The organism is Neorhizobium sp. P1_A6, assembly GCF_056406795.1.
Map to the genome: position 1 here is coordinate 34,848 of NZ_JBFTZM010000002.1, position 26,956 is coordinate 61,803.

The window sequence follows — 26,956 nt, forward strand, 5'->3', positions numbered from 1 at the left end:
CGCTCCGATGTCGGTTGATAATCGCACGCCTTTCCCAGCGCTCGCGTTCCGCCAATACAACATGGAGGGCGAACTCGCAGGCATTGTCGTGGCACGTGGGACGTTCAAGCTGACCGATGGCGGCCCGCTTCAGATTGCCGAGGAGCAGTATCCTCTGGTCATGTCGGACACTTATGAAGGCGATCCGCATGAGACACCGCTAGTCGCCTGCACGGATCTGGCGCCCTTCAAGCCGGGAACCGATGTCACGTTTCTCGGCGCGACGTTTTCGCCGGGCGCAGAAGCTGCATCGTCCTGGACCTGCGGTCTCAAGCTTGGACCGGTCAGCAAGCGGCTGCGCGTTCATGGGCCGCGTGTCTGGCGCGCCCATACCCGCAAGACCTGGAAGGGCCTTGTCGATCGCACCAAGGAAGACGCTCTCGATCATTGGGAGCTGACGGAGGGAGAGCTGATCGAATATCTTCCTTTGGACTGGAGACGGGCATTGGGCGGCCAGGATGCGAATGAGGCCGAAAAGCTGCTGGCGCGAAACCCGATAGGTCAGGGTATTGTCGATCCGGCCTCGTTTCTCGAGAGATCGGAATGGCCGGCTCCGCAGATCGAAGACGCGTCGAAGCCGATCCTCACGGTGGAAGATCAGCCGGGTCCGGCGGGATTTGGCCCACTGTCCCCCTTTTGGAAGGATCGCGCCGAACGTGCCGGCACCTATGACGATGCATGGCTGAACGACCGGCATCCGCTGTTGCCGCGGGATTTCGATTATCGTTTCTGGCAGGCCGCGCATCCTGATCTGGTCGCCGAGCCCTGGCTTCAAGGCGATGAAGAGTTTGAGCTGGAAAACCTGTTGCGCGGCCGGGAGATGCTTAAAGGCCGTCTTCCGAAAATCGGGCTTTATGTCGAAATCGATCAGGAGCCTGGGCGCAGCGAAGGATGGATGGCGCTGGATGGCGTTCACTTCGATATGCGCCCCGGGATCGGCCGCGTCTTTCTCACATGGCGCTGCAATTTTCTTTGGCCCGAGCGGCAGGGGCAGCCCAAGCTCAGCATGGCAAGGCTCGCGGAGGGTGTCAGCTGATGGCCGAAAACCAGCCCGCAGCCTCCGATCCGGAACCCATGGAATACGTCCGGGTCGATCCGGTCAGCGGCAAACTGCTGCCACTGGGGGCCAACAAGGCGGCTATTCAAAAGCCTACGGCGCCCGATCCGCCGCCGCCGGAAATCATCCCCAAGGAAAGCACCGCGCTGGCAATCGTGACCTCGCCGGATGTGTGCCGCTCTCCGCAGACCCCCATCCCTTACATGACGTGGGGAAAGGGCTCCGACAATCTGAACTATTCTCCCGACGTCCGCGCCAATGGCAAGGTCATAAAGCTCCAGAGTTCCAAATTCTGGTGCTGCCACGGCGACGAGCCGGGCGTCGGGCGTGGCATCAAATCCAACACGGTCGGCGACGTGGTCGAGCCGGTGACGTCGTCAACCATCGTGCGAGCGAATGGCCAGTGGGTTCAGCGTCATACGGATCGCTGCACGCTCAACAAAGGCAATGCTCCCGGCGAGTATGTTTTCGTCAAGTCGGTTCAGACGAACAAGGCACCGGACGGAAAAGACAAGCAGGACAAAACCCGGGACGAGCAGATCGCGGAATACGCAGCGTCCAAAGGGTGGACACGTGCGGCAGATGGCGGCTGGAATACCAATCCCGGCGGATTCGGTTGGGCTTCCAACGATAAGGTCGGGGAGGAAATGGACTATGTGAACAGCGGCCGGGGCAATGTCCAGCCGTTTTCGATGGGCTCGGGTCCATCGGAACTCAAGCCTTACACACCGTCATGGACGGAAAATATTGAACATTCTGTTCAAGACCGGCTGATGTCCTGGGGCATGGACAAGTACCAGGCTGGAGAATACGGCCGCAAGGTGGGCGGCCTGGCCGGTTTCGTGCCCGGCGTCGGAAACGGGCTTTCCGCCAACGATGCTTCCCGCTCTTTTAGTTCGGGCCAATATCTGATGGGAGGCATTCAGTCGATCGGCGCCATCATCGGCATCGGCCCGGGACGGCTGCTGACAAAAGGTCTGGAGAAAGGCGCAGAGAAGGTCGTTCAGACTGAGGTCGAACGCGCTGCCGTGAAGGCTCTCGAAGAAAAGGCTGCAAAAGAGGCAGCGGAAGCGGCAGCGAAGAAAAAGGCGGAGGATGAAGCTGCGGCGGCCGCGGCCGTAACGGGTAAGGCGGGAACAAGAGTGACGCGCAAGCTGAGCTTGCGACTGAAATATCTTGGCAAGACACCCGGCAAGAACTCCAAAACTGGCAAGGCGGTCAGGGAACGGATGCGCAAGGAGGGCAAGCTTCGCACCAATCCGGAAACCGGTATGGATGAATTCAAGGCGGACAATAATAAGTGGTATCCGGTCGATTCAGATCAGACACATATGGGCCATCATCCTGTTGACGCAGTAGATTATTGGAATAATGAAGGACGGGAGTACGGTGCCAAATCTCCAGAGGTGCGCAATTGGATGAACGATCCGAATAATTACCGCTTCGAATACGGACCGGAAAATTCCGCCCGCGGCGGAGCGACCACGTCGCGCTATCTGCCCCCCTTAAAGGAATGAGGAGCTACATGGACGAGAAGAAAACCTTGCCGACCGATCTGTCCGAGAAGATCGATGGTTTGTTGCGAGATGCGGGAGCAAAGAACCGCGAGGGCAATGTATCGGAATCGATCGCACTTGGTCTTTCAGCATGGGCGCTTTTGCCCGCTCCACAGGAGCAATGGGATTTCTATCCGCAAATCATGTCGCGCAGTTTGGTTACGAAGTATGCTGCTGTGGGGAATGCTGCAGGCGTCAAGCAATGGATCGATACGACGTATCGCATGTACGACGATCCCGAGCATCGGGACCATCTTGTGCTGATGTTGGAGGGCCGCTCGCTCTATCAGCTCGGTCTGACTGGTGAGGCCTATGACATCTTTGCCAAAGTTCACGAGCTTCATGGACGTGAGGGGTTTGCCGGCGAAGATATGTCCTATCTTGAGTTTTATCTGAAAGAGCGCGCGCAGAAAGAACCGTGACATGGAAGAAGAACTTCCGGATGAAATTCATGACCGCGTCACCGATTTGTCGGAACAGGGAAATGATATGCTGGACGCGGGCAATGCCGATGGCGCGATTGCGGTCTGGCGCTCGGCATTGACTCTTTTGCCCGAGCCAAAACAGAAATGGGACGCCACGATGTGGCTCTATGCCTCCATCGGCGATGCGCAACAGCAGAAAGGCGAGACGGAGGAAGCGCTCTCCTCCTTCCGCCAAGCCGCCGCTAGTGCCGACGGTTATGCGAACGGCTTCGTGCAACTTGGCATCGGCACATGTCTCTATGACCTTGGCCGGCTGGAAGAGTCTACGGATCCGCTTCTGCGGGCGTATATGGCGGAAGGCGAGGAGATTTTTGCGGAATCCGAGCCAAAGTATCTAGACTATTTGCGCAAACGGAAACTGCTCGATTAGCGCCTGGACGCTAATTGACCGAAGAGGACGACCAGCGAGATTGGTAGGTAGCGCGCCGCCCCAATAGATCGCTGGGCCTTCCGAACGTGGTCTCGCCAATATTGGAAAATCAGAGCGAGTGATTTCGAATGAGCGCCAATGAGATCGATCGAATTGTAGCTGAAGCGCGGCGGATTTTTCCCAAAGTTAGGGTGACCGGGGGAGTGTCGTCGGATGAGATCGGCAAATTTGATGCCTTGGTGGGTAAAATTCCTGAAGGATATAGATATTTTCTAGAGAATTACGGCACGTTTGGTTTCTATGGGCTTGAAATTTACGGTCTCATCAAAGGCAATATCACGGGCGAAGGACCGCCTAATGCTTATTTCATGACAAAATCTGATCTGGAAGGCGGCTCGATTCCCCAGGGGCACGTTGTCGTTGCGTCGACCGGATATGGTCCTGTTTTTTTGCTAAAATGTGCGGCTGGTGAAGTCGTCGGCTGGAACTATACAGGAGAGGTTGACGACGAGTTGCCAACCTTCAAGTCTTTTGAGGCGTTTTTGGATGACGCCGCGTCGCAAACGATAGCAGATTACAAGGCAGAGAACGGCCAATCCTGAAAATGGCGAATTTCTTCGCACAGTTACGAACCGATCCGAATTTCGACCCTCATATGATTCCGGACTTTAGCGAGATAAGTGAGGACAGTCGCAGCTACCTTCAGGAAGCGATTGCTTACAGACCAGGACATGCTGAAGCGATCCTGCAGGCTGACGTACCTCTCGATCGTCAGGACGGGAATGGCCAGACGGCGCTTCAGTATGCGGTCTCGCGGGGGATGTTTGATCTTGCGACGGACATCGTCAACAAGGGGGCTGATCTGCGTCTTCTCGACAAGTATGGGAATGATGCGCTTTGGACGGCGGTGCTGAACCCGCGCCCGAGCCTGCCATTGATTGACCTGCTTGTCGCAAAGTGTGCGGACCCACACCGCAAAAATGCCGCCGGACGATCGTCGGCGGACATGGCGATAACCAAGAAAAATCAGGCAATGATGACGCTGTTTGGGCGTTAACGTAGATGGAAGCGTTGGCTGGGAAAAAGCGCCAGGATTAGTCTCAGGTCTCAATGGCCTCGGCATGGCCGATGATAATTACGCGCAAGCGAAACCGCGCCAGTCTTGATGGCAGTCCCACAAATCCTCATGCTCCCCGATTTTGTACTTGATGGCCCCCGTTGGTCCGCTACAAAACGACGACGATAGCCACGAAGCAAAAGAATTTGGGATGCATGGCAAAAAAGGCAGATAGCGGAACGTCCAGCGTCAATCGTGCGGATGAGCCGCGAGAGCGTATTGTCGCGGCCGCGCGCGAAGTGTTTATCGAGCAGGGATTTGATCTGGCGACCGTTCGCGACATCACGAGGCGGGCCGATGTGAATGTTGCTGCCGTCAATTATTATTTCGGCTCCAAGGAGGATCTCATCAGCGAGGTGCTTAACCTGATGATGGAGCCCTATACCCATGCCCGGATAGAGGCTTTGGAAAAATGCGAGGCCGCAGCTCGGCCGGGATTCCCGGTTTTGGAGGAAGTCGTCGGAGCTCTTGTCCGACCGATGGTACAGTTCAGCCGCGACGCCTCGGGTGCCCGCCCCCTGACGCGGCTGATCCTGCAGGTCCGTTCGCGGCCGCGTGAATCGACCAACCGTTTTTTCATACGCCGCGTCGATCCAGCCGTGTTCCGCTTTATCGATGCCTTCAGTCGAGCACTCCCGGATATGCAGCGCCGCGATATTTTCTGGCGTTACAATTTTTCGATTGGCGCCATCATGCAGGTCCTGATCGATTCGGACCCAGCATCGTACCGCCTCAAGCAACTGTCCGGCGGCCTTTGCGATACCGATGATGATGAAGAGATCATCCGTCAGCTCTCGCGGTTTATCTGCATCGGGTTCCAGGCGCCTGCCATCGGGTGATGATCTCGGATCTCGACCTACAGCTGAAAGTTGCGCACGATGAGGTATACTTCAGTTTCTATCCAAAATCGGATCTACGCTGGATGATAATCTTTTTTATTGCCTTTTGAGAAAAACGTCAGGGCATATATTTCAAGGTTAGACTGTTTTTCCAATTATTCCTTCAATCGCATTCTGGTTTTTCCAAAGTCACCGGCTGCTGCTTGATTCTTGGGCGGTTTGACCGATTAAAATCATTGACTCCATCTCGTCTCAAATTATGTTTCAAACATTGTTTAACATTCACGGAGTCCTGCAATGACTGCTGCTGCCCCGAAGATCACCGGATCCTTCGTTGCCTTGATCACCCCATTTGACAAGTCAGGCGCCGTCGATATGGGTGCATTCCGCGAATTGCTTTCCTTCCATGAGGCGAACGGCACCTCAGCCGTCTTGATCATGGGTTCGACCGGCGAGGTATCCATGCTGTCGGCCGAGGAGAAGAAGAAAATCATCGTCGAGACGTCGAAAATGAAATCGGCCAAGATGCCGATCTTCTTTGGCTGCACTGGCAACAACACCGACGTTACGATTGAAAATGTGAAGTTCGCCAAGGATAACGGCGCGGACGGTGCCATCCTTGCGGCTCCAGCATATATCTGCGCGCCGGAAGCCGACATCGAAGGCTACTTCCTGGAAGTCGCCGACGCGACCGACCTGCCCCTCGGGCTCTACAACAACCCGCCGCGCGTCAAGAGCGACCTGCACTGGGATCACCTGCTGCGCATCTTCAAGCATCCGAACTACGTCATTCACAAGGAATCAACTGCGCGTGTCGGCCAGGTTGCCCAGGTTCTCGCCGCGCGTCCGGATATTTCGGTCATGTGCTGCGACAGCCCCAATCTCGGCCTCGTCGTTCCGACAATGAGCCTTGGTGGCCATGGCACTGCCAATATGGGCGGCAATATTGCCCCGGCCGAAGTGGCGGTGATGTCGCGTCCGTGGACGAGTTATGCCGAAGCCGAAGGCTTCCGCGACACCTATTTGAATCTTCTGCCGCTGCTGCACTACAATTACTCGGCGATCAATCCGGTTGCCGTGAAATCGCTGATGAAGGCCGTCGGGCTGCCGGCTGGCGAACTGCGGCGGCCATTGACCGGCCTTGAAGGCGAAGCGCTCGCAAAGGGCATTCGCATCGTCCAGGACCTCGGCCTCGACAAGAAATATGGTTGGAAGCTGCAGCCCGCTTCCGCCTTGGCAGCCTGAGGCCCGGCCGATGGATCTCGGGATTTCCGGTCGGAATGCTATCGTTACCGGCGCAAGCCGGGGCATGGGTAAAGCCGCCGCAATGGCTCTCGCGCGGGAGAATGTGGATCTGACCATCATCGCGCGCACGCCCGAAACACTGCAGGCGACAGCCGCAGAAATCCGAGCGGCTACCGGTGCCCGCGTCACCGCCGTGGTCGGCGATATTACCACGCCTGCTGGCCGTGAAGCCGTTCTGTCCGTCTGCCCAAAACCAGACATCCTGGTCAATAACGCCGATGGCGAACTGCCCGGTGATTTCCGCAACTGGTCTCGTGAGGACTGGTTGCGGGGCATCGATCGGATGATGCTGACACCGATCGACATGATGCGTCTGACCGTCGACGGAATGATGGCCCGCGAGTTCGGCCGTATCGTCAACATCGTGTCGCGCAGCGTCAAGATCGCCCAGGCCGAGCTTGGCATGTCGAATGCGGCGCGCTCCGGCCTGGTCGGTTTCGTCGCGGGCCTCGCTCGACAGACGATCGCCCACAATGTGACGATCAACAATATGCTCCCGGGCATTGTCGCTTCGGATGGCCAGCGCCAGCATGTCGAGGTACTTGCTCAGGAAAGCGGCCGCTCGTTCGACGAAATCTGGGCCGCACGTGCGGCACAGAACCCGGCCGGCCGCTACGGGCGCCCCGAAGAAATTGGCGCCTATATTGCCTTCCTCTGCTCGGCGAATGCCGGCTTCGTCACCGCTCAGAACCTGCTGATCGATGGCGGGCAATATCCCGGAACGTTCTGACGGCAGGAGCGAATTGCTGCTCGCCGCGAAGAATCCGCGATGCATACAATGACTTTCGACTGCATACATCCTCTTGGAGCCAGAAGGAATCCATCATGAACCGCTTCGGAACAGTATTGCTTTCTCTATCGATGACGCTGTCGGCGGCCGGCCTCGCCAAGGCGGATGACTATCCCAGCCGGCCTGTGTCCATTGTCGTGCCTTATCCGCCGGGCGGTGCAGTCGATGGCGTTGCACGCGTTCTTGCCGCCACGCTTTCGGTCAAGACCGGCAAGACCTTCGTGGTCGATAACCGTGCGGGCGGTGCCGGCGGCGTGGTCGGTTCGTCCGATGTGGTCAAGGCTGCTCCCGATGGCTACACCCTGCTGCTGAATGCGTCGATCCATGTGGTCACGCCGCTGATCAACAAGAACGTGCCTTTCGATGTCGTCAACGACTTCACGCACATCAGCGGCATCGCGGCTGGCCCGCTGCTGATCACCACCAATCCGTCGGACAAGGCCAACACGCTGAAGGAATTCTTCGCCGAGGTGAAGGCGGCTCCGGATTCCTACAACTTCGCCACCTCGGGTTATGGCTCGGCTGGTCATTTGGCTGTGGAAGTCCTGAAGGGCGAAGCTGGCGTCGATACTGAAGTGGTTACCTACAAGGGAGCCGGTCCGGCACTTACCGACATGATTGGCGGCCAGGTGCAGTTGATCGCCGATCCGATCCTGTCGTCCCTGCCGCATGTCAAGGCAGGCCGGCTGAAGCCGCTTGCGGTGACCAGCCTGACCCGCTCGCCCCTGGCACCGGATGTCCCGACCGTTGCCGAGAGCGGCATGCCTGCCTTGGAAATGCTGTCCTGGTACGGTGTCTGGGCGCCGAAAAATCTTGATCCAAAAGCGGCGGAATATCTCGGCAAGGTCCTGCGGGACGTCGTCACCTCCACCGAATTCAAGGACAAGCTGACCGTCTTCGGCTTTGAGCCGATGTACAAGAACAGCGCCGATCTGAAGGCCTTCGTGGTTGACGAGACACAGCGTTACAGCAAGATCGTCAAGACAGCCGGCATCAAGGTAGAATGAAGATGACGAAGGCTCCGAAAACCACGCAATATTCGGAGCCTTCGGCAGACCGGCGCTATGTCGGAACCCATTGGGGGTTCTACAGCCATGATGGCTTGGATGGCGCCATTCGCCCGATCGCGGGCGATCCCGATCCCGTTCAATTCGGCGGGGAGCTCCCAGCCGACAGGCTCGCGCCGTGCCGCATCCTCAGACCGGCGGTCAGGCGATCCTTTCTGGAAAAGGAACCGGGCAATCGTGCCGGCCGGCGGGGAGCCGAGGCATTTGTCGAGGTTTCCTGGGACGAAGCACTAGAACTGGTCGCCGGCGAAATTCGCCGCGTCAGGGACGAGCACGGCAACGGCGCGATTTTTTCCGGCTCCTACGGCTGGTCGAGCGCCGGGCGATTTCATCATGCGCAAAGCCAGCTGAAACGCTTTTTCAACGTGAACGGCGGTTCCGTTCGTTCCGTCCAGAGCTACAGTTATGCCGCCGGCGAAATCATCCTGCCGCACGTCATCGGCTCCACCGATGGGCTGATTACCGGCCACAGCCCATGGAGCCAGATCGTCGGCCATGCGGATCTGATCGTGATGTTCGGCGGCACGCCGCTTCGCAACGCTCAGGTCAATGCCGGCGGCGTTTCGCGGCATGAAACCCGCCAGGGTCTGCTTGATTGCAAGGAGGCAGGCGCCCATTTCATCAACGTCGGACCTGTCCGGGATGACGCCGCCGGCGAGCTCGATGCCCAGTGGATGTCTCTCAGGCCCGGGACGGACGCCGCCCTGCTGCTGGCCATCGCCCATGTGCTGATCCAGGAGGATCGTTACGACGCGGGGTTCATCGGACGCTACACCGTTGGCTTCGAGACATTGCAGGATTATCTGTTTGGCAAGGCGGACGGCGTCATCAAGGATGTCGCCTGGGCAGCCGGCATTACGGGTCTTGAAGCGCAGGACATCCTCACCCTTGCCCGGACCATGGCCTCGCGAAAAACCTTCATCATGATGGCATGGGCGCTGCAACGCGCCGACCATGGCGAACAGGCCTATTGGGCGGCAATCGCGGTGGCATCGCTGCTCGGTCGCATCGGTTTGCCTGGCGGAGGATTTGGTTTCGGTTATGCATCAGTATCAGGTATTGGCCAGCCGGCGCCGGCCGTGAAATGGCCGTCGCTACCGCAAGGGCAGAATGCGATTTCCGACTACATTCCGGTCGCCCGAATTGCCGACATGCTGCTTTCGCCGGGAGCGGAATATGACCATGACGGCAAAAAACGGATCTATCCGGACATAAGGCTGATCTATTGGGCTGGCGGCAATCCCTTTCACCATCATCAGGATCTCAATCGACTGGTTGAAGCTTGGCAGAAGCCTGAAACGATCATCGTTCACGAGCATTGGTGGAATGCCCACGCCCGGCATGCCGACATCGTGCTGCCGGCCTCGACTTTCCTGGAACGCGACGATCTGGTTGCCAGCGGCCGCGACGGTTTTCTCGGATATTCGACACACACGACGGCGCCACCTGCGGACATATTCTCGGATCACGAGATCCTGCGTCGCGTTGCGGCAAAGCTGGGGACTGAAGCGGCATTCACCGGTGGATTGAGCGAATCCGAATGGCTGGAGAAGCTTTATGCCGACGCGCAGGCGAACGCCGCGTCAGGCGACATTTCCCTGCCTGATTTTTCTACGTTTCGGAATGTGGGACTGATTGAAGTGGAAAGCCAAGACGCCGACAGGCCTTTGCTTGCCGCGTTTCGCGCGGACCCGGTTGCCCATCCGCTGCACACGCCGTCCGGTCTGATCGAGCTTTCCTCGGAACTCATTGCCGGCTTCGACTATGTCGATTGCCCTGGCCATCCGGCGTGGGTGGAACCGGCCGAATGGCTGGGGGGCAAACTGGCGGACGTCTATCCACTGCATCTCCTGTCCTGCCAGCCGCATGACAAGCTACACAGCCAGTGGGACCATGCGGCACCGTCGCGCCGGACCAAAAGCGGTGGCCGCCAGCCGGTGCGCATTCATCCCGACGACGCCGCGGCTCGCGGCCTGGTGCAAGGCGAGGTGGTGACCATTTCCAACACCCGCGGTGCATGCCTGGCGGTCGTTGCCATCACCGATGCCGTCATGCCCGGCGTCGTGCAGTTGGCGACGGGTGCCTGGTTCGATCCAACGGATCCCTCGACGCCGGGTTCGCTGGAACTGAACGGCAATCCGAATGTCCTGACGCCGGATCATGGAACCTCCCGCCTCACGCAGGGGCCAAGCCCGAACTCATGCCTTGTCGAGATTTCCCGTTTCATCGGCACACCGCCGCAGGTGCGAGCCTACCGCCCGCCGGATCTGGTCCCCGACCCGCGATTGAATGACGCTCACGGAAAGGAATGCCCATGACCTCACGTTTCAATCCGCAATTGATCGCAGGGCTCGTGTTCGTATTGATCGGCGCCGCTTTTCTGTTGAGCAGTCTCGATCTCTCCTATGGTACCTGGCGCAAAATCGGTCCCGGCGCATTTCCGGGTCTGGTCGCCTCGGCACTGATCGCCATGGGCGTCATTGTCGCCTTTACGGCCGAGAAACATGACACCGGTGAAGAGCCGCCGGGCCTTTATTCATCGAAGGTCACGTTCATCATTGCAGCGATAGTGGTGTTTGGGCTGGTCATTCGTGGAGGAGGGTTGCTGCCGGCGGTCTTCTGTTGCTGCGTCATCTCCTCGTTGGCGTCGCGCCCTTTGCGGCCGGTGAAATCGATGTTGTACGGGCTCGGGCTCGGCACGGCCTGCAGCCTGGCCTTCGTCAAGGGGCTTGGCATGCCAGTTGCCATCATTGGTCCCTGGTTCGGGCTTTAGGACGATCACATGGACACGCTGAACGCGCTGCTACTCGGCTTTGACCAGGCAATCCTGCCGACGAACCTGTTCTGGTGCCTGATCGGCACGCTGCTCGGGACCCTTGTCGGCGTCCTGCCGGGCCTCGGGCCCGCCGCCACAATGGCCATCCTCCTGCCTTTCACCATCGGACTTGAACCGGTGACGTCGCTGATCATGATGGCAGGCATCTATTACGGTGCGCAATATGGCGGTTCGACAACGGCCATCCTTCTCAATCTGCCCGGTGAAGCATCGTCCGTGGTGACAGCGATCGACGGTTACAAGATGGCCCGCAACGGACGAGCGGGCGTGGCACTGTCGACAGCGGCGATCGGCTCTTTTTTCGCCGGCACCGTCGCCACGCTGTTGCTGGCGCTGTTTGCGCCCTCGCTTGCCGAAATTGGATTGCTGTTCGGCCCCGCGGAGTACTTCTCCCTGATGATCCTCGGGCTTGTCGCCTCGGTCGTGCTTTCGCGCGGATCGCTGCCGAAGGCACTTGCCATGGTCTTCATCGGCATTCTGGTCGGTCTTGTCGGCCAGGACGTACAAACTGCCGTGCCGCGCTTCACGCTCGGTTTCGAAGAAATGTCGAGCGGTATCAATTTCGTCGTGGTGGCGATGGGATTATTCGGCATTGGCGAGTTGATCAAGGATCTGGAAAACCCGGAAAGCCGCACGGCCATCAACGCACCATTCTTCTCGATGATCCCGTCGCGGGAAGACTGGCGCAGGATGGTTGCGCCGATCCTTCGGGGCACCGGGATCGGTTCCGTGCTGGGACTTCTGCCGGGTGGAGGCGCGCTTCTCGCTGCCTTCGCCGCCTATGCCATAGAGAAGCGCGTTGCCAATCCGCCCGAAGGTTTCGGCGGTGGTGCGATCGAAGGCGTTGCATCGCCCGAGAGCGCCAACAATGCCGGTGCGCAGACCTCGTTCGTCCCGCTGCTCACGCTCGGCCTACCGGCAAACGCCGTCATGGCCTTGATGTTCGGCGCTCTGATCATGCAAGGTATCGCACCCGGGCCGACGCTGATTTCCGAACATCCCGACGTGTTCTGGGGCGTCATCGTGTCGATGTGGGTCGGCAACCTCATGCTGCTGGTCTTGAACCTGCCACTGATCGGCATCTGGACCCGCTTGCTGACGATGCCTTTCCACTATCTCTTTCCGGCTATCGTGGTGTTCTGCTCGATTGGCGCATTCTCGCTCAGCAACTCGGTCTTCGATCTTTGGCTGCTTGGAGCCTTCGGCGTCGCCGGCTACATCTTCGCCAAGCTTGATTGCGATCCGGCACCACTGGTGATGGGCCTCATTCTCGGGCCGATGATGGAGGAAAATTTCCGTAGAGCGATGTTCCTTGCCCGCGGTAATCCGGGCATTTTTGTCGATCGTCCGATTTCGGCGGGTCTGCTTGTCCTTGCTGTGCTCGCCATCCTCGCGGTCGCACTGCCGAAGATCAAGGCCGTCCGCGAAGAGGCATTTCAGGAATGAACCGGCTTATTCTGGACACGCAGAGTGAAACACCATGCATGTAGTGGTCATTGGAGCGGGTATCGTCGGCGCCGCGACGGCACTCGAGCTGTTGAAAGACGGGCACCAGGTCACCATCGTCGAGCCGGAACAGCCCGGCGGTCGCCACGCCGCGAGTTATGGCAACAGCGGCTGGCTGAGTCCCGCCTCGATCATCCCGATGTCGATGCCCGGCCTCTGGAGGAAGGTGCCCGGTTATCTTGCAGACCCTTCCGGACCGCTGACCATCCGCTGGCGGCATCTGGTGCGCCTCGCGCCCTGGCTGCTGCGCTTCGTGCTGGCCGGTTCGACGGAAGCCAAGGTCGAACGGACCGCGAGAATTCTGGCGAGCCTCCTGCACGATGCCCCATCACGGCATGCGGCGCTGGCCGAGAAAATCGGACGGTCGGATCTCATCCGGCGCAGGGGCCTGCTCTACGTGTATCAGGATCGCGCGGCTTTCGAGGCAGAGACTTTTGCGTGGCGCCTGCGACGCGACAACGGCGTTTCCTATCGAGAACTATCTTCGGCAGAATTGCATGAATTCGAGCCGAATCTTTCATCCCGTTACTCCTTTGCTGCCTTCGTTGAGGATGGTGGTCATTGCGTGGATCCGGGAGGTTATGTCGCAGCAATGGTCGATCATGCGGTGGATCTTGGCGCCCACCGCATCAATGCTAGGGCGACCGGTTTCGATTTTACCGGCAACCGGCTTTCCGGTATCCGGACAGAGGCGGGCACCGTGACGTGCGACAAGGCCGTCATCGCTGCCGGGATACATTCGAAAAATCTAGCAGGGCTGGCCGGTGACACAATCCCGATGCAGAGCGAGCGCGGCTACCACGTAGTCATTCCCTATCATCTGGCGAAGGGGGAGATGCCGATCATGCCGAGCGACGGCAAGATGGGCAACAATCCGAGCCTTGCCGGACTTCGTATTGCCGGACAGGTCGAGCTGGCAAGCGTTGAGGAAAGACCGGACTGGACCCGCGCCGAAATCCTGCTGAAACACGCCAGAGGAACCTATCCGGCACTGTCGGGTCTAGCCGAAGGAAAGACTATCGATCGGTGGATGGGGCATCGGCCCTCGACTGCGGACGGCCTTCCGGTGATCGGTTTTTCGAAGTCTTCCGAAGACATCGTTCACGCGTTTGGCCACGGTCACGTCGGCCTTGCAGCCGGACCGGTCAGCGGCGCGCTTGTTGCAGGCCTGATCGCTGGGCGCCAATGTGCCATCGATCTATCCGCGCTGTCCGCCGCCCGTTTTCGCTAATCCGCAATCCGCAGGATCGTGTCGGAGAACATCATGCGGCTGAAACGGCCCAAATCCCTGCTTTCAGTCGCTTCGACGACATCCGGCGATCCCCCCAGTTCGAAAATCTATGTGGTTGGGCGATCCATATTCGTTGCCGAGAGGATTGGCCGGTCGTATAAGGCGCGATGACGTCTGATTCAAAGATATTTGTTGGCCTGCGGTCGACCCGCAAAAAACCGGCCCCGGACCACGAACCAAGTCGTGCGAAATGCCAATGGGACGGATGCGAAAAGAATGGCACCCATCGCGCTCCCGTCGGGCGAGATGCTGAAGGGCTGTATCTGCTGTTCTGCCCCGAGCATGTAAGGGAATACGGCAAAGGTTATAACTTTGCGCCAAATCTGTCTGACCCTTTAATTAGGCGCTATCAGACGGAAGCAGCAAACGGCAGCCGCCCGACTTGGGGTACTGGTATCAATCGCGCGTCGGAAATGCCGCTCCCCTCGACGGCTCGCTCCGGTTCTGCAAAGGCAACGAACGCACGTAAAAGCGCTGCAGAACGCCAGGCGGCACAAGTGGATCTTCAGCGACGCAAGCTCAAGGTATTGGAGGCCAAGGCTTTCGAGACCCTCGATCTTTCGCCGGATGCAACACCGGAGGAGATCAGAAGCCGCTACAAGCAGAGGCTCAAGATGCACCATCCGGACGCAAACCATGGAGAGCGCAACTCTGAGGACGAGCTTCGGGCGTCGATTGACGCCCATAAGATCCTCAAGCTCAACGGCTTCTGCTAGGGGCGTGGCAAGGGATCTGCGGTAGTCTCGGTGGCAGCGGCGTGTACCTCCGACAAAGGGAGGTGCCACGGATGGCGGATCACAACTAAGGCACGAATCGCTCTAGCACTCTCAGCATAAGAGTGCTAAGGATATCCGATCGGGAACCCGCCATTGGGCTGCGCTCTCGCCAAGGAACCCAAATGAATAATACCATTTTTCGGCCGTTGCACGACCGCGTCGTCGTGCGCCGTATCGAGGCTGAAGCCAAGACCAAGGGCGGGATCATCATTCCCGATACCGCCAAGGAAAAGCCGCAGGAAGGCGAGATCGTCGCCGTCGGCACCGGAGCACGTGACGAGAGCGGCAAGATCGTTCCCCTCGACGTCAAGGCTGGCGACCGCATCCTGTTCGGCAAATGGTCCGGCACCGAGATCAAGTTCAACGGCGAAGACCTGTTGATCATGAAGGAAGCAGACGTCATGGGCGTCATCGCCTGATTTTCGGGCGCTTCTTTATTTCCTTTTGATGACGACTATGGGGCCAATGGCCCGGGAGTTATTGCCATGTCTGCCAAACAGATCAAATTCGGCCGTGATGCACGCGAAAAGCTGCTGCGCGGCGTCGACATTCTTGCCGATGCAGTCAAGGTCACGCTCGGTCCGAAGGGCCGCAACGTGGTGATCGACAAATCCTACGGCGCACCGCGCATCACCAAGGACGGCGTTGCCGTCGCCAAGGAAATCGAACTTGACGACAAGTTCGAAAACATGGGCGCCCAGATGGTCCGCGAAGTCGCTTCGAAGACCAACGACGTCGCCGGCGACGGCACCACGACTGCAACCGTTCTCGCCCAGGCGATCGTTCGCGAAGGCGGCAAGGCTGTTGCAGCCGGCATGAATCCGATGGATCTCAAGCGCGGCATCGATCTTGCTGTCACCGCCGTCGTCAAGGACCTGCTTGCCAAGGCAAAGAAGATCAATACCTCGGAAGAGATTGCCCAGGTCGGCACCATCTCGGCCAATGGCGAGAAGGAAATCGGCCAGTATATCGCCGACGCGATGCAGAAGGTCGGCAACGAAGGCGTCATCACGGTTGAAGAAGCCAAGACCGCCGAAACCGAGCTCGAAGTCGTCGAAGGCATGCAGTTCGACCGCGGTTACCTGTCGCCCTATTTCGTCACCAACGCCGAAAAGATGGTGGCTGAGCTGGAAGATGCCTATGTGCTGCTGCACGAAAAGAAGCTCTCCAACCTGCAGGCCATGCTTCCTATCCTGGAAGCCGTCGTCCAGAGCGGCAAGCCGCTGCTGATCATTTCCGAGGACGTCGAAGGCGAGGCTCTTGCAACGCTCGTCGTCAACAAGCTGCGTGGCGGTCTCAAGATCGCTGCCGTCAAGGCTCCGGGTTTCGGCGACCGCCGCAAGGCCATGCTGGAGGATCTGGCGATCCTGACGGGCGGCACCGTCATCTCCGAAGACCTCGGCATCAAGCTTGAAAACGTGACGCTCGAGATGCTCGGCCGCGCCAAGAAGGTCTCGATCACCAAGGAGAATACTACCGTCGTCGATGGTGCGGGGACCAAGGCGGATATTGACGGACGCATCGGCCAGATCAAGGCTCAGATCGAGGAAACCACTTCGGACTACGACCGCGAAAAGCTGCAGGAGCGTCTGGCCAAGCTGGCCGGCGGCGTTGCCGTGATCCGCGTCGGCGGCTCGACGGAAGTCGAAGTCAAGGAGAAGAAGGACCGTATCGACGACGCCCTCAACGCGACGCGTGCAGCGGTCGAAGAAGGTATCGTGCCTGGCGGGGGGACAGCCCTTCTTCGCGCCTCCATCCTTCTGAACATCAAGGGCGAGAATGAGGATCAGAATGCCGGGATCAGCATCATCCGCAAGGCTCTGCAGTCTCTGGTTCGTCAGATTGCCGAGAATGCCGGTGACGAAGGTTCGATCGTGGTTGGCAAGATCCTGGAAAGCAACACCGACAACTACGGCTACAACGCCCAGACCGGCGAATTTGGCGATATGATCGCCATGGGCATCGTCGATCCGGTCAAGGTGGTTCGCACGGCTCTGCAGAACGCGGCTTCGGTTGCCGGTCTGCTGGTGACGACGGAAGCCATGATCGCCGATCTGCCGAAGAAGGATGCTGCCGGCGGCGGCATGCCTGACATGGGCGGCATGGGCGGCATGATGTAAACGGTTCCCAATCGGGAACTCGAATAAACCGTTTGCGGTGAAGGGCTCCGATCGATCGGGGCCCTTTTGTCATATGCTGGCTACGTCTCGCTTCCACAATTCCCCGCTACCTGAGGTTTTGCGATCATCTTGTCCAAGGCAGTGCAGCGTAGCTTCGCCACAGCACATAGAGGCTGACGGAAAAGATGATCCATCGGAAGAGCTGCGCCAGCGTATTACGATGCGTAGAGAGCCGCGTAGCGGTTATGGTGCCGAGCGTCCCGCCACCAACGCCGCCAGCAATGAAATATCCCGCGACCTGCCAGTCCACCAGCCCGGACAAGGCGTAGTTGGCCGCTGTCGTGAGGCCGAACGTGCCGACGGCGAGGAGAGACGAACCGACCGCGTTGATCAGCGGCATGCCGGTAGAGAACAGCAGTCCCGGCACGATCAGGAAGCCACCGCCGATGCCGAAGAAACCGGAACAGAGGCCGGTCAGCAAGGCAACCAGGCTGGTCTTTCCATGGGTGCGGACCGTCAGGGATTGCGGCGTAATGCCGATCTGGCTGCGTGTCTTGCTCATGACGAAGCTGACGAACATCATCAGCAGTCCGAACATGAAGAGAAGGTCCTGACCCTCGACGACCTTGCCGAGACTGGAGCCGAAATAGGCGCCGAGCGACCCGGCGATGGTGAAGATCAAGGCGCATCGCCACCAGACATGGCCGCGAACCGCATGGCCCACGAGATTGAGATAGGCATTGACGGAGACGGCGAGCGCGCCGGTGCCGATCGCAGTATGCACGTCTTTGACGCCAACGACATAGATCAGCAGCGGCGTCGCGAGGATCGAGCCGCCTCCGCCGATCAAGCCGAGGGTGAAACCGATCAGCGATCCTGAGCCGATCGCAAGCAAGACCTGCTCGATTGATCCATCCATGCGGCCGTCAATTCCAGACCGAACGGGGAAACGCGTCGAGCGGAATCTTCAGGTAACGGCACCCGTTGTCTTCGGCCGGCGGCAGTTCGCCACCGCGAATGTTTACCTGCAGCGCGTGCAGGATCAGCTTCGGCATCGGCAAGGTTCTGTCGCGGGCCTCCCTCAGATCGACAAAATCCAGCTGCGACCTGCCGGCGACATGCGGGTTGTCGGCTTTCTGCTGCGCGACCGAACTTTGCCATAAGGCTTCGCGGCCACCCTGCCGGTAGTCATGACCCGTGAAGAGGCGAGTTTCGTCGGGCAGCGACAGGATTGCCTGGATCGACGTCCAAAGGTTAGCGGCGCTACCGCCGGGGAAATCGGCGCGGGCGGAGCCGGTGTCGGGCATGAACAGCGTATCATGAATGAAGGCGGCATCGCCGACGACATAGGTGATCGAGGCGAGCGTGTGTCCGGGCGAATACATCACCCGTGCTTCGAGCTCGCCGATCGTGAAGGTCTCTCCGTCCCGCAACAGCTGGTCCCATTGGGAGCCGTCGCAGGCGAGATCCGGCCAGTTGTAGATCTGTCGCCAGATTTTCTGCACCGCCATCACATGCTCGCCGATCGCGGTCGGCGCGCCGGTCCTCGCCTTGAGGTAACGTGCTGCCGAGAAATGATCGGCGTGCGGATGCGTGTCGAGGATCCATTCCACCGTCAGCCCGCGAGAGGCGACGTGGTCGAGGATCGCATCGGCATTCAACGTTGCTGTGGAGCCGGATTTCTCGTCGAAATCGAGGACCGGATCGACGATCGCGCATTTGCGCGTCATCGGGTCCGATACGACATATTGAATGCTGCCCGTCCGCGCATCGTAGAAAGCGGCAACATCAGGCTTGTGCATAGGTCAGGCCCTCTTCGGTCTCCATGCGCGGAAAGAAGATCGCTCGTGCCGGGTCGAAATCGTAGTCGGCTTCGAACATCGGCGCGTCTGCCGCAAGCTGCGCCACGGACTCGATGATGAACCGCACCTTATCATCCGAAAGCAGGACACTGAAGTTCAACCGCGTGAAACCCGGCTTTCTGATTTCGTCGCCGGCGAGAATGGCCTGGCGCATCTCTTCGGATTGCTTGGCATCGATTGACAACAGCCGGTGCACGTAAGGTCCGGCGCAGGCACAGCCGCCGCGCGCCTGAATGCCGAAGCGGTCGCTCAGCATGCGCGTGACAAGCTGCTGATGGACATAACCGCCCTTGCCGTTGCGAATGCGAAAGGAGAAGATCGGCAGCCGATCCGCGCCGGGCAATCCGAGCAATTCCAGTTGCGGCACCTGCCTCCACGCGGCAAATGCCTGCCGCGTCAGCTCTCGGTTGCGCCTAGCCATCTCCTCAAGGCCGATTGCGTGTTTGACGATGAAGGCGAGAGCGGCACGGATGTCGCCGACGACGTTCGGCGTGCCCGCTTCCTCGCGCGCTTCCAGGCTGCTGCTGTAATCGTGGGTCTCCGGAGAGACGAACTTTACCGTGCCGCCGCCCGGCCAAGAAGGTTTGTTCGTCGCCACGCCCTCGCGACGGACGATAAGGATGCCCGAAGCACCAGGGCCGCCGATGAACTTGTGCGGCGAAATGACGATGGCGTCGATCGGTGCATCCGCACCAGGCGACATGGAAATCGGCACATAGGGGCCGGCGCCCGCATAATCCCAGATCATCCTTGCGCCCGCGGCTTTGACCATTCTGGTAATCACGGCGATATCGCTGGTAATCCCGGTAATGTTCGATCCGGCAGACAATGTGCAGACTGTCAGGTCCGGCGATCCGTCATGTAGCGCCTTGTCGAGAAGGGACAGATCGGGCCCGCCGGACGGACACTCGGAAAGCTCGACGATTTCCGCGCCGCTTTCACGCCAGGGGAGAATGTTCGAGTGATGTTCATAGGGCCCGATGATGACGCGGACGGTCTTCCCCGCCGCGACCGCTTCCGTGACGCCAAACAGTTTGACGAGGCGATTGAGGCCGGACGTCGCGCCGGAGCCGGTGAAGATGACGGCATGCTCTTCGGTCGCGCCACAGAATTCGGCGATCAGCGACCGCGCTTCCCGCCGCATCCGGGTCATGAAGCCGCCGCAATAGGAAGCTTCCGTATGGCTGTTGGCGTAATAGGGCAGGATTTCGTCCATCACGAAGTGTTCGATCGCGCGCAACGCCCGGCCGGAGGCGACATAATCCGCATAGACCAGGTTCTTCACGCCGTACGGACCTTCGATCTGTGCCGTCGCGCCGACGAGATCGTCGCGAAGATCGGCGATCAGCCCGGGATGGTTCAAGGCATTGCGAAAACGAGCAAGAGGCGTGAGGGCCTGATTGGTTTCACGACGAATGGCTTGCACGGTCATCTCGCTGTCATCCTCTTCAGTCTCGAAGTTGACAGCGATTGTATTCTGCTTCAGGCTCGAAGAACTCACCTATTTTATGCGAATTTTCCCCCAGGTTGTGTCGTATGATCGAATCTACAGCAAAGATCGATGTGTTTGATCTGAAAATCCTCACTGTTTTGCAAAAAGACGCTAGCCTTTCGCAGCGTGAACTGGCGGAGAAGGTCGGCCTGTCGCAAAACGCTTGCTGGCGGCGGCTTCAGCGGCTCCAGACGATCGGAATGATCCGCGGTTCACACAGCGATATCGACCTCAGCGCGCTGGGGCTGGATCTCACCGTCTTCGTGATGATCCGCACCCGCCATCATTCCAAAGAATGGATCGACGGTTTTCGCAGCCATGTCGAGCGTCTTCCCGAGGTCATCGATTTCTACCGGATCGGCGGGGACTGGGACTATCTGATCAAGGTCGTGACCAGAGGCATGTCCGGCTACGATACATTTTATCAGAAGCTGATCACCAATTTCGACCTTGCGACGGTCACCGGTTTCTTCTCCATGGAAGCCATCATCAACAATCGTCCGGTGGACCTGAGCCGGTTGCGGTAACGACCCTGACCGAGGCGCCCGTTCGCGCTGGTAGCTATCAATGCTTCTTTTGCTGTGTTCGCACCGCGGGTTTTTCAGCGGCATGGGAATTTGTACGTTTGACTCAGAACGTCGCCTCAGGACCACAACTCCCTATCCTGGACCTTGCTCCAACACCTCCTTCAACGTCCCAACGAACGTCTGTGCGGCAAGCGAGAGGGGGCGGCGCTTCGGGATGATCATTCCAACGGAAACCGGGATGCGGGGCTCGAACTGGCGCACGGCGATGTGGTCGAACTCATTGGCATCCCAAACCGAGAAATGATCGACGAGGGCCACTCCGCGCCCTCGCTCGACGAGGCGCCGGATAAGCTGACTCTGGTTCGAGATCAGGCTGTTCGAAGGCCGTACGCCTTCGTCGGAAAGCGATCGGAAGATCGCCGCGCCAAACGGAACCGAGCGCGGATAGGTCACGAACGGCTGGTCGGCGATGTCGCTGGCGAGGATGATGCGATGTTTCGCAAGCTCGTGATCGGTCGGCATGATGCAGACCATCGAAGAGGTCTTGAGTGTCTGCGTCATCAGGTCGGCCTCATGCTCGGGATGATGCACCAAGCCGAAATCGTAATTTCCGCGACTGACATAGGTGTGGATCTTGTCGGAGTCGAGAAGGTCCACCTGGACCTGGATTCCGGGGTATAGATTGTTGAAACGCTCGACAGCCATCGGGATCAGCGCGGTGCTGAACGCCGAAAGTATGCCGATATTCACATAGCCCTGCGACATGGTGGTGAGGTCGAGAGACAGGTTCTCGAACAGCATCAGCTCGTCCATCAGCAGCGTCGCATGCGAAAAAAGCAGCTCCGCCTCGGGCGTCGGACGCAGTCGGCCGGCGCTGCGCTCAAACAGTTTGACGCCGGCAAAATCCTCCAGCTGCTTCAACGACTTGCTCGCGTTGGGCTGCGTCGTGTGCAGCACAAGCGCCGCCTCCGTGACGGAGCCTGTTTTCATGAAGGCGGCCAGGGTGTCGAGATGGCGCAACTTGATCCGGCGCATGATGGATATCTCCAGAGTATTCCAAAATTGAATGGAAAGCTCGAATAATTGAATTTTACAAGATGCGCCATGTCTTTCTAGGTTGCTGATCATTAGAGGACAGGCGGACGCGGGAGCCGACGCCCAAACACGAAGATCATCATGGGCAACATCAGGGTTGGCATCGATGTCGGCGGAACCTTCACGGATTTCACCGTACTCGACGACGAAACGGGCGGCATGCGCCACTTCAAGGTGTCCTCGACACCGCATGATCCCTCCGAGGCAATCGAGATCGGCATCACCAGCCTCGAAGGACGCGGCCTGAGAGCCTCCGACGTCGTCCATTTCGGTCATGGCACGACGGTTGCCACGAACATGGTCATCGAGCGTCGCGGCGGCAAGACGGGCCTCCTCACCACCGAAGGCTTCCGGGACGTTCTTGAAATCGGTCGCCAGACCCGTCCCGACCTGTTCGACATGAGCGTCCGCAAGCCCGATCCGCTGGTCGTGCGGCCGTTGCGCCTGGAGGTCGCCGAGCGCCTCGGTCCCGGCGGCGAAGTCATCGTTCCTCTCGATGAAGCCGGCGTGGAAGACGCTGCAAAACGTTTCAGGGCAGAGGGCGTCGAAGCCATCGCCATCGGGTTTCTGCATTCGTATCGCAATGCCGCTCACGAACGGCGCGCAGCCGAGATTATCCGCAAGCATCTGCCGGATGTCTTCGTCAGCCTGTCGAGCGACGTATTGCCGGAGTTCCGCGAATACGAGCGCATCTCCACCACGGTGATGAACGCCTATCTGATGCCGCGCATGGACGGCTATCTCGATCGCTTCATGAAACGATCGCGCCAAGCCGGCATCGATGCCAAGCCCTATACCATCCATTCCAATGGCGGCTTGATGTCCACCGAGACGGCGCGCAACTACCCGGTGCGGACCTGCCTGTCGGGTCCAGCGGCCGGTGTCGTCGGTGCAGCGCTTGTCGGCAAGGCGGCATCCTTTCCCGACATCATTACCTATGATGTGGGCGGCACCTCTACCGACGTCGCTCTCATCGCCGGCGGCAAGCCCGCCTATTCGGCCGACCGTGACGTGGCCGGCTATTCCATCCGTTGCGCGATGGTCGATGTCAGCGTCATCGGGGCAGGCGGCGGGTCCATCGCATGGCTTGACGATGCCGGCGGCCTGAAGGTCGGCCCGCAGAGCGCGGCGGCGGTTCCGGGTCCGGCTGCCTACGGCAAGGGCGGAACGGATGCCACGATCACCGACGCCAACATCGTCCTGCAGCGCCTGAACCCGATTGCGCTGCTTGATGGCGCCATGCCGGTCGATCGCGAGGCGGCACTGAGTGCGATCAGCGCGGTTGCCGAAAAGATCGATCGCAGCGTCGAAGACACCGCCTGGGGCATTATCCGCATCGCCGTGGCCAACATGGCGCGCGCCATTCGTGCCGTGTCGATGGACAAGGGTCACGACCTCAAGCAGTTCGCGCTGATGGCCTTCGGCGGCGCAGGCCCCCTGCATGCCTCGCTGGTTGCGGCCGAGACCGGTCTTAACACGGTCATCATCCCGGAATCGCCCGGCACCATGTGCGCCCGCGGCGTTCTCCTTTCCGACGTTACCCGAGATTTCGTCTCCACTCAGATCAAACGGGCACAGGGCGAAGGCTGGACCGAGATCACGACAGCCGTCGCAGGTCTTGAAAAGCAGGCGAGAAAATGGCTCGAGGCGGAGACCATCCCCGACGACAGGCGCGCATTGCAGCACATCGCCGAAGCGCGCTATGCGGGCCAGAACCACGAAATTCGTGTCGAAGGCATCTTGTCGAGCGCGGAGGATTTCGCGGTTCGTTTCGCCGAAGCCCACCGCGTCGTCTATGGTTATGCACTGGACAATCATCCGGTTGAAATCGTCAACCTGCGTGTCCAGGCGATCGGCCACGCCGGGCGGCCGCTGCAGACGGTGGAAAGCGCTTCCGACACCATGGCGGATGCCAGGGTTGGCGAGCGCGATGTGTATGTCGGCCCCGAAGGCGGCTGGAAAACTGTGCCAGTCTACAAGCGTGCGCTGATGCCGCAGGGGGAAAAATTCGCCGGCCCAGCCATTATCGAGGAACTCACCTCGACCGCCTACGTGCTTCCCGACCAGACCGGCATCATCGACGCCTATGGCAACATCATCCTCAGCTTTGTGAAGGACCGTGTGTGATGCAGCAGCACGTCAAACCACCGCGCGAGTTCGACGCCATCGAAATGGAGGTCTATTCCAACCGGTTCATGTCGATCACAGACGAGATGGGGCTCAGCCTCGTGCGTTCGTCCTTCTCCACCAACATCAAGGAGCGCAAGGACTGCTCCGTTGGCCTGTTCGATGGTAGAGGGCGCCTGGTCGTCCAGGCATCGCACATTCCGGTGCATCTGGGGTCGCTGCAGGGCGGCGTAGCGGCCGTACTCGAGAACTACAGGCTCGAGGACATCAAGCCGGGCGATGCGTTCATCTGCAACGATCCCTATCTGGCGGGCGGCTCGCACACGCCGGATATTTCCATCCTCACGCCGGTCTTTTATCAAGGCCGCCTTTGTTTCTTCGCCGCCAATCTGGGTCACCATTCCGACGTCGGAGGCGGCGTGCCCGGCTCCTGTGATCCGAGCCAGACCAGCATCTTTGCCGAGGGCCTGCGTATTCCCGTGCTGAAGATCGCGCGCGAGGGCGTGCTCGATGAGCAGATCGTCAAACTCATCAGCACCAACAGCCGCGATCCGCTGGAGCGCATCCTCGATCTCAAGGTGCAGATAGCCACCAACGAAATTGGGCAGCGGAAGCTCGTGGCCCTTGCCGACCAATTCGGCATCGCCACGGTCGAGAAGGCGATCGAGGACCTGATCGCGTATTCGGAAAGCCGGCTGCGCAAGCGCATCAAGGAAATGCCTGACGGCGTCTACAAAGGCGAAGCCTTCATCGACGGCGATGGCGTCGGTTTCGAGCCCTGCCGTATCCAGGTCGCCATCAAAGTGGAAGGTGAGGGGATTACCTTCGACTTCACAGGCACCGACAGTCAGGCGCGAGGCGCGGTCAACATTCCCAAGACCGCCCTCGACGCCACTTGCTACTACACTATCAAGGCGCTTCTGGACCCGTCGCTTCCGCCGAATGAAGGCATGGCGTTGCCAGTCTCGATCATTGCCGAGGAGGGCACACTGGTGCGGCCGAAGTTTCCCGCCGCCGTCGGCATCCGCTCGACGAGTTGCCAGCGGGTAGTGCGCGCTATCTTCCAGGCCTTCTCCGACGTTCTGCCCCGGGAAAAGGTGTTCGCTTCTTCCGCCGACATGAACGCGACGATGATCTTCTTCGGGCCACACAAGACCCGTGAGGGCAGCTTCGTCTATCTCGAAACGGTCGGCGGTGGTGCCGGCGCAAGCCTCGATCATGATGGCATGAACGGCATTCAGGTTCACATCACCAACACGTCGAACCTGCCGGCCGAAGCACTCGAGATCGAATATCCGCTGATGGTCCGTCGTTATGCGCTGGCCGACGGGTCGGGCGGCGAGGGGCACACCACGGGCGGCATGGGCATCGTCCGCGAGGTCGTCGCCATGACGGATGGCATACGCGCCAACGCTTCCTGCGAGGGACTGCGTACTCCAGCCGACGGGGTCTTCGGCGGCGGACGGGGCGAGGTTGCGCGCCTGAAATTCGGCACTGCCGACGGCACTATCACCGAATACGACATCTCGATCACCAATATCCTCATGAACCGTGGCGACAGCCTGTTCCTGCAAACGCCGGGCGGCGGCGGCTTCGGTCGCGCGTCCTGAACTGATTGGAGAATAAAACTATCATGGCTCTCGAAAACCTGACGCCAAGCGACGAAGAGATCAAATCCGCCCCGAACCCGAATTATCTGGAAGGTGACTACCTGAAGGGCGTCCTGGAGATGACCTTCCGTGACGGCAACCCGCCGGCCGAAAAGCTGGTGGAGGACATCTTCTCGTCGCGTGAAATCAACACCGTCTATCTGGTCGGCGCCGGCGGCTCGAATTCCTACATCGAGCCGATCAAGTACATCCTCGACAAGTATTGCGACCTGCGCATCGAGCGTATCAACTCGACCGAGTTCGAAACGCGCCGCCCGAAGCCTGTCAACGAGAAGGCTGTCGTGCTTCTCACCTCGCATAACGGCGAGACCGAAGACACCGTGGTTGCCGCCCGCTGGGCCAAGACCACCGGCGCGGTTACCGTTGCGCTCACCTCCGGCCACGAAAGCGGTCTGGCAAAGATCTGCGACTACCTTCTGCCCTACAGCAAGGAGCTGCCGGGCATGCCGAAGACGATGATCGCTTATCTTTTCGCCGCCTACCTGCTAAAGCACCTCCGCAATCCGGTCGGCGCGCAACTGCTGCGTGACCTCGAAGCGATGCCGGCCAAGCTGCACGACATCAAGGATGCCGAGCGCGAGCGTGGCATGGAGCTCGCCCGCCGTTACAAGGACGAGAACATCTACTACGTGCTCTCCAGCGGTATCCTCTCGGGCCTCAATTACCAGTACTCGATCTGCATCTTCAACGAAATGCTGTGGCTTGATGCATCCGACATCCACTCGGGCGAATTTCGCCATGGTCCATTCGAAGTTGCCGATCCGGAGATGGCCTATGTCTTCCTCATGGACAATGGCGAGAACCGCAAGATCGACCAGCGCGCGCTGAAGTTCACCCGGCGCGTCACCGACAAGATCATCACTTTCGACGCCGGCCGCTACGAAGACATCTCTCCGCTGCTGTCGCCCTTCGTGATCGGCGTCACCTGGTACTGGTTCGCCCACACGCTGTCGGTATTGCGCGAGCATCCGCTGTCCGTGCGCCGCTACATGTGGAAGGTCGACTACTGATGGTCAGGCGCCCGCCCGC

The 26,956-nt window shown here is 59.5% G+C and carries 25 protein-coding genes; 21 read left to right on the forward strand and 4 right to left on the reverse strand.

The genetic code is table 11. The annotated features are described in order from the left end of the window. The first annotated feature begins 7 nt into the window (after window positions 1-7). The 17 genes from AC1D3C_RS04255 to groL all read left to right on the forward strand — a co-directional run bounded on the left by AC1D3C_RS04255 (window position 8) and on the right by groL (window position 17,154). A complete protein-coding gene (locus tag AC1D3C_RS04255; RefSeq protein ID WP_477482035.1) occupies window positions 8-1,075 on the forward strand; it encodes a DUF2169 family type VI secretion system accessory protein in 1,068 nt (355 codons plus the stop codon). Beyond that, window positions 1,075-2,613 carry a PAAR-like domain-containing protein gene (locus AC1D3C_RS04260; RefSeq protein ID WP_477482036.1) on the forward strand — a complete coding sequence of 513 codons (1,539 nt, stop codon included), beginning with the start codon at window positions 1,075-1,077 and terminating at the stop codon, window positions 2,611-2,613. The genes AC1D3C_RS04255 and AC1D3C_RS04260 overlap by 1 nt, the downstream gene beginning before the upstream one ends. A gap of 8 nt (window positions 2,614-2,621) precedes the next feature. Further along, on the forward strand, window positions 2,622-3,074 hold the full coding sequence (locus AC1D3C_RS04265; RefSeq protein ID WP_477482037.1) for a hypothetical protein: 453 nt from the start codon (window positions 2,622-2,624) through the stop codon (window positions 3,072-3,074). 1 nt (window position 3,075) lies between these two features. After that, window positions 3,076-3,507, forward strand: a complete 432-nt coding sequence (locus AC1D3C_RS04270) for a hypothetical protein (protein ID WP_477482038.1) — start codon at window positions 3,076-3,078, stop codon at window positions 3,505-3,507. Window positions 3,508-3,635: 128 nt separating this feature from the next. Beyond that, a complete protein-coding gene (locus AC1D3C_RS04275) occupies window positions 3,636-4,109 on the forward strand; it encodes an SMI1/KNR4 family protein (RefSeq protein ID WP_477482039.1) in 474 nt (157 codons plus the stop codon). A gap of 2 nt (window positions 4,110-4,111) precedes the next feature. Beyond that, window positions 4,112-4,564, forward strand: coding sequence for an ankyrin repeat domain-containing protein (locus AC1D3C_RS04280; RefSeq protein WP_477482040.1), 453 nt, complete (start codon window positions 4,112-4,114; stop codon window positions 4,562-4,564). 215 nt (window positions 4,565-4,779) lie between these two features. Continuing rightward, window positions 4,780-5,463, forward strand: a complete 684-nt coding sequence (locus tag AC1D3C_RS04285; RefSeq protein WP_477482041.1) for a TetR/AcrR family transcriptional regulator — start codon at window positions 4,780-4,782, stop codon at window positions 5,461-5,463. Window positions 5,464-5,760: 297 nt separating this feature from the next. Beyond that, window positions 5,761-6,708 (forward strand): 4-hydroxy-tetrahydrodipicolinate synthase family protein, encoded by a 948-nt coding sequence (locus tag AC1D3C_RS04290; RefSeq protein ID WP_477482042.1) that lies wholly within the window; start codon window positions 5,761-5,763, stop codon window positions 6,706-6,708. A gap of 10 nt (window positions 6,709-6,718) precedes the next feature. Beyond that, entirely contained in the window at window positions 6,719-7,498 is a 780-nt protein-coding gene (locus AC1D3C_RS04295) for an SDR family NAD(P)-dependent oxidoreductase (protein WP_477482043.1), read from the forward strand. Window positions 7,499-7,593: 95 nt separating this feature from the next. Next, window positions 7,594-8,565 (forward strand): Bug family tripartite tricarboxylate transporter substrate binding protein, encoded by a 972-nt coding sequence (locus AC1D3C_RS04300; RefSeq protein ID WP_477482044.1) that lies wholly within the window; start codon window positions 7,594-7,596, stop codon window positions 8,563-8,565. Window positions 8,566-8,567: 2 nt separating this feature from the next. Further along, window positions 8,568-10,943, forward strand: a complete 2,376-nt coding sequence (locus AC1D3C_RS04305) for a molybdopterin-dependent oxidoreductase (RefSeq protein WP_477482045.1) — start codon at window positions 8,568-8,570, stop codon at window positions 10,941-10,943. After that, window positions 10,940-11,398 carry a tripartite tricarboxylate transporter TctB family protein gene (locus AC1D3C_RS04310; RefSeq protein WP_477482046.1) on the forward strand — a complete coding sequence of 153 codons (459 nt, stop codon included), beginning with the start codon at window positions 10,940-10,942 and terminating at the stop codon, window positions 11,396-11,398. Before AC1D3C_RS04305 ends, AC1D3C_RS04310 begins: the two co-directional genes overlap by 4 nt. A 9-nt stretch (window positions 11,399-11,407) precedes the next feature. Then, entirely contained in the window at window positions 11,408-12,907 is a 1,500-nt protein-coding gene (locus tag AC1D3C_RS04315) for a tripartite tricarboxylate transporter permease (protein WP_247135109.1), read from the forward strand. 34 nt (window positions 12,908-12,941) lie between these two features. Further along, window positions 12,942-14,198, forward strand: coding sequence for an NAD(P)/FAD-dependent oxidoreductase (locus AC1D3C_RS04320; protein ID WP_477482047.1), 1,257 nt, complete (start codon window positions 12,942-12,944; stop codon window positions 14,196-14,198). 167 nt (window positions 14,199-14,365) lie between these two features. Further along, the gene (locus AC1D3C_RS04325; RefSeq protein ID WP_040125316.1) at window positions 14,366-14,974 is read left to right on the forward strand and encodes a J domain-containing protein; all 609 of its coding nucleotides are present in this window, start codon (window positions 14,366-14,368) and stop codon (window positions 14,972-14,974) included. A gap of 182 nt (window positions 14,975-15,156) precedes the next feature. Continuing rightward, window positions 15,157-15,453 carry a co-chaperone GroES gene (gene groES, locus AC1D3C_RS04330; RefSeq protein WP_040125314.1) on the forward strand — a complete coding sequence of 99 codons (297 nt, stop codon included), beginning with the start codon at window positions 15,157-15,159 and terminating at the stop codon, window positions 15,451-15,453. 66 nt (window positions 15,454-15,519) lie between these two features. Further along, on the forward strand, window positions 15,520-17,154 hold the full coding sequence (gene groL / locus AC1D3C_RS04335; protein WP_247135107.1) for a chaperonin GroEL: 1,635 nt from the start codon (window positions 15,520-15,522) through the stop codon (window positions 17,152-17,154). Window positions 17,155-17,278: 124 nt separating this feature from the next. Here groL and AC1D3C_RS04340 read toward each other — a convergent pair whose 3' ends face one another. Genes AC1D3C_RS04340 through AC1D3C_RS04350 form a run of 3 tightly spaced genes read right to left on the reverse strand, consistent with a single transcriptional unit; the run spans window position 17,279 to window position 20,517 of the window. Further along, the gene (locus tag AC1D3C_RS04340) at window positions 17,279-18,073 is read right to left on the reverse strand and encodes a sulfite exporter TauE/SafE family protein (protein WP_477482048.1); all 795 of its coding nucleotides are present in this window, start codon (window positions 18,071-18,073) and stop codon (window positions 17,279-17,281) included. A gap of 7 nt (window positions 18,074-18,080) precedes the next feature. Next, the gene (locus AC1D3C_RS04345; protein ID WP_477482049.1) at window positions 18,081-18,956 is read right to left on the reverse strand and encodes an MBL fold metallo-hydrolase; all 876 of its coding nucleotides are present in this window, start codon (window positions 18,954-18,956) and stop codon (window positions 18,081-18,083) included. Continuing rightward, window positions 18,943-20,517 carry an aminotransferase class V-fold PLP-dependent enzyme gene (locus AC1D3C_RS04350; RefSeq protein WP_477482050.1) on the reverse strand — a complete coding sequence of 525 codons (1,575 nt, stop codon included), beginning with the start codon at window positions 20,515-20,517 and terminating at the stop codon, window positions 18,943-18,945. The genes AC1D3C_RS04345 and AC1D3C_RS04350 overlap by 14 nt, the downstream gene beginning before the upstream one ends. Before the next feature lie 35 nt (window positions 20,518-20,552). Between AC1D3C_RS04350 and AC1D3C_RS04355 the strand changes: the two genes are divergently transcribed. Continuing rightward, window positions 20,553-21,035, forward strand: a complete 483-nt coding sequence (locus AC1D3C_RS04355) for an Lrp/AsnC family transcriptional regulator (protein WP_477482051.1) — start codon at window positions 20,553-20,555, stop codon at window positions 21,033-21,035. Window positions 21,036-21,167: 132 nt separating this feature from the next. On the opposite strand, the gene AC1D3C_RS04360 is transcribed toward AC1D3C_RS04355, so the two are convergent. Beyond that, complete coding sequence (locus tag AC1D3C_RS04360; protein WP_477482052.1) at window positions 21,168-22,298, reverse strand: LysR family transcriptional regulator; 1,131 nt, start codon at window positions 22,296-22,298, stop codon at window positions 21,168-21,170. On the opposite strand from AC1D3C_RS04360, the gene AC1D3C_RS04365 reads away from it, so the two are divergent. From AC1D3C_RS04365 to AC1D3C_RS04375, 3 genes are read left to right on the forward strand one after another with little or no spacing between them, the layout of a single operon-like run. Beyond that, the gene (locus AC1D3C_RS04365) at window positions 22,212-24,257 is read left to right on the forward strand and encodes a hydantoinase/oxoprolinase family protein (RefSeq protein WP_477482053.1); all 2,046 of its coding nucleotides are present in this window, start codon (window positions 22,212-22,214) and stop codon (window positions 24,255-24,257) included. The two genes, AC1D3C_RS04360 and AC1D3C_RS04365, sit on opposite strands and share 87 nt — an antisense overlap. After that, window positions 24,257-25,867 (forward strand): hydantoinase B/oxoprolinase family protein, encoded by a 1,611-nt coding sequence (locus AC1D3C_RS04370; protein ID WP_477482054.1) that lies wholly within the window; start codon window positions 24,257-24,259, stop codon window positions 25,865-25,867. Before AC1D3C_RS04365 ends, AC1D3C_RS04370 begins: the two co-directional genes overlap by 1 nt. A gap of 23 nt (window positions 25,868-25,890) precedes the next feature. Continuing rightward, on the forward strand, window positions 25,891-26,937 hold the full coding sequence (locus tag AC1D3C_RS04375; RefSeq protein ID WP_477482055.1) for an SIS domain-containing protein: 1,047 nt from the start codon (window positions 25,891-25,893) through the stop codon (window positions 26,935-26,937). The last annotated feature ends 19 nt before the right edge of the window (window positions 26,938-26,956 follow it).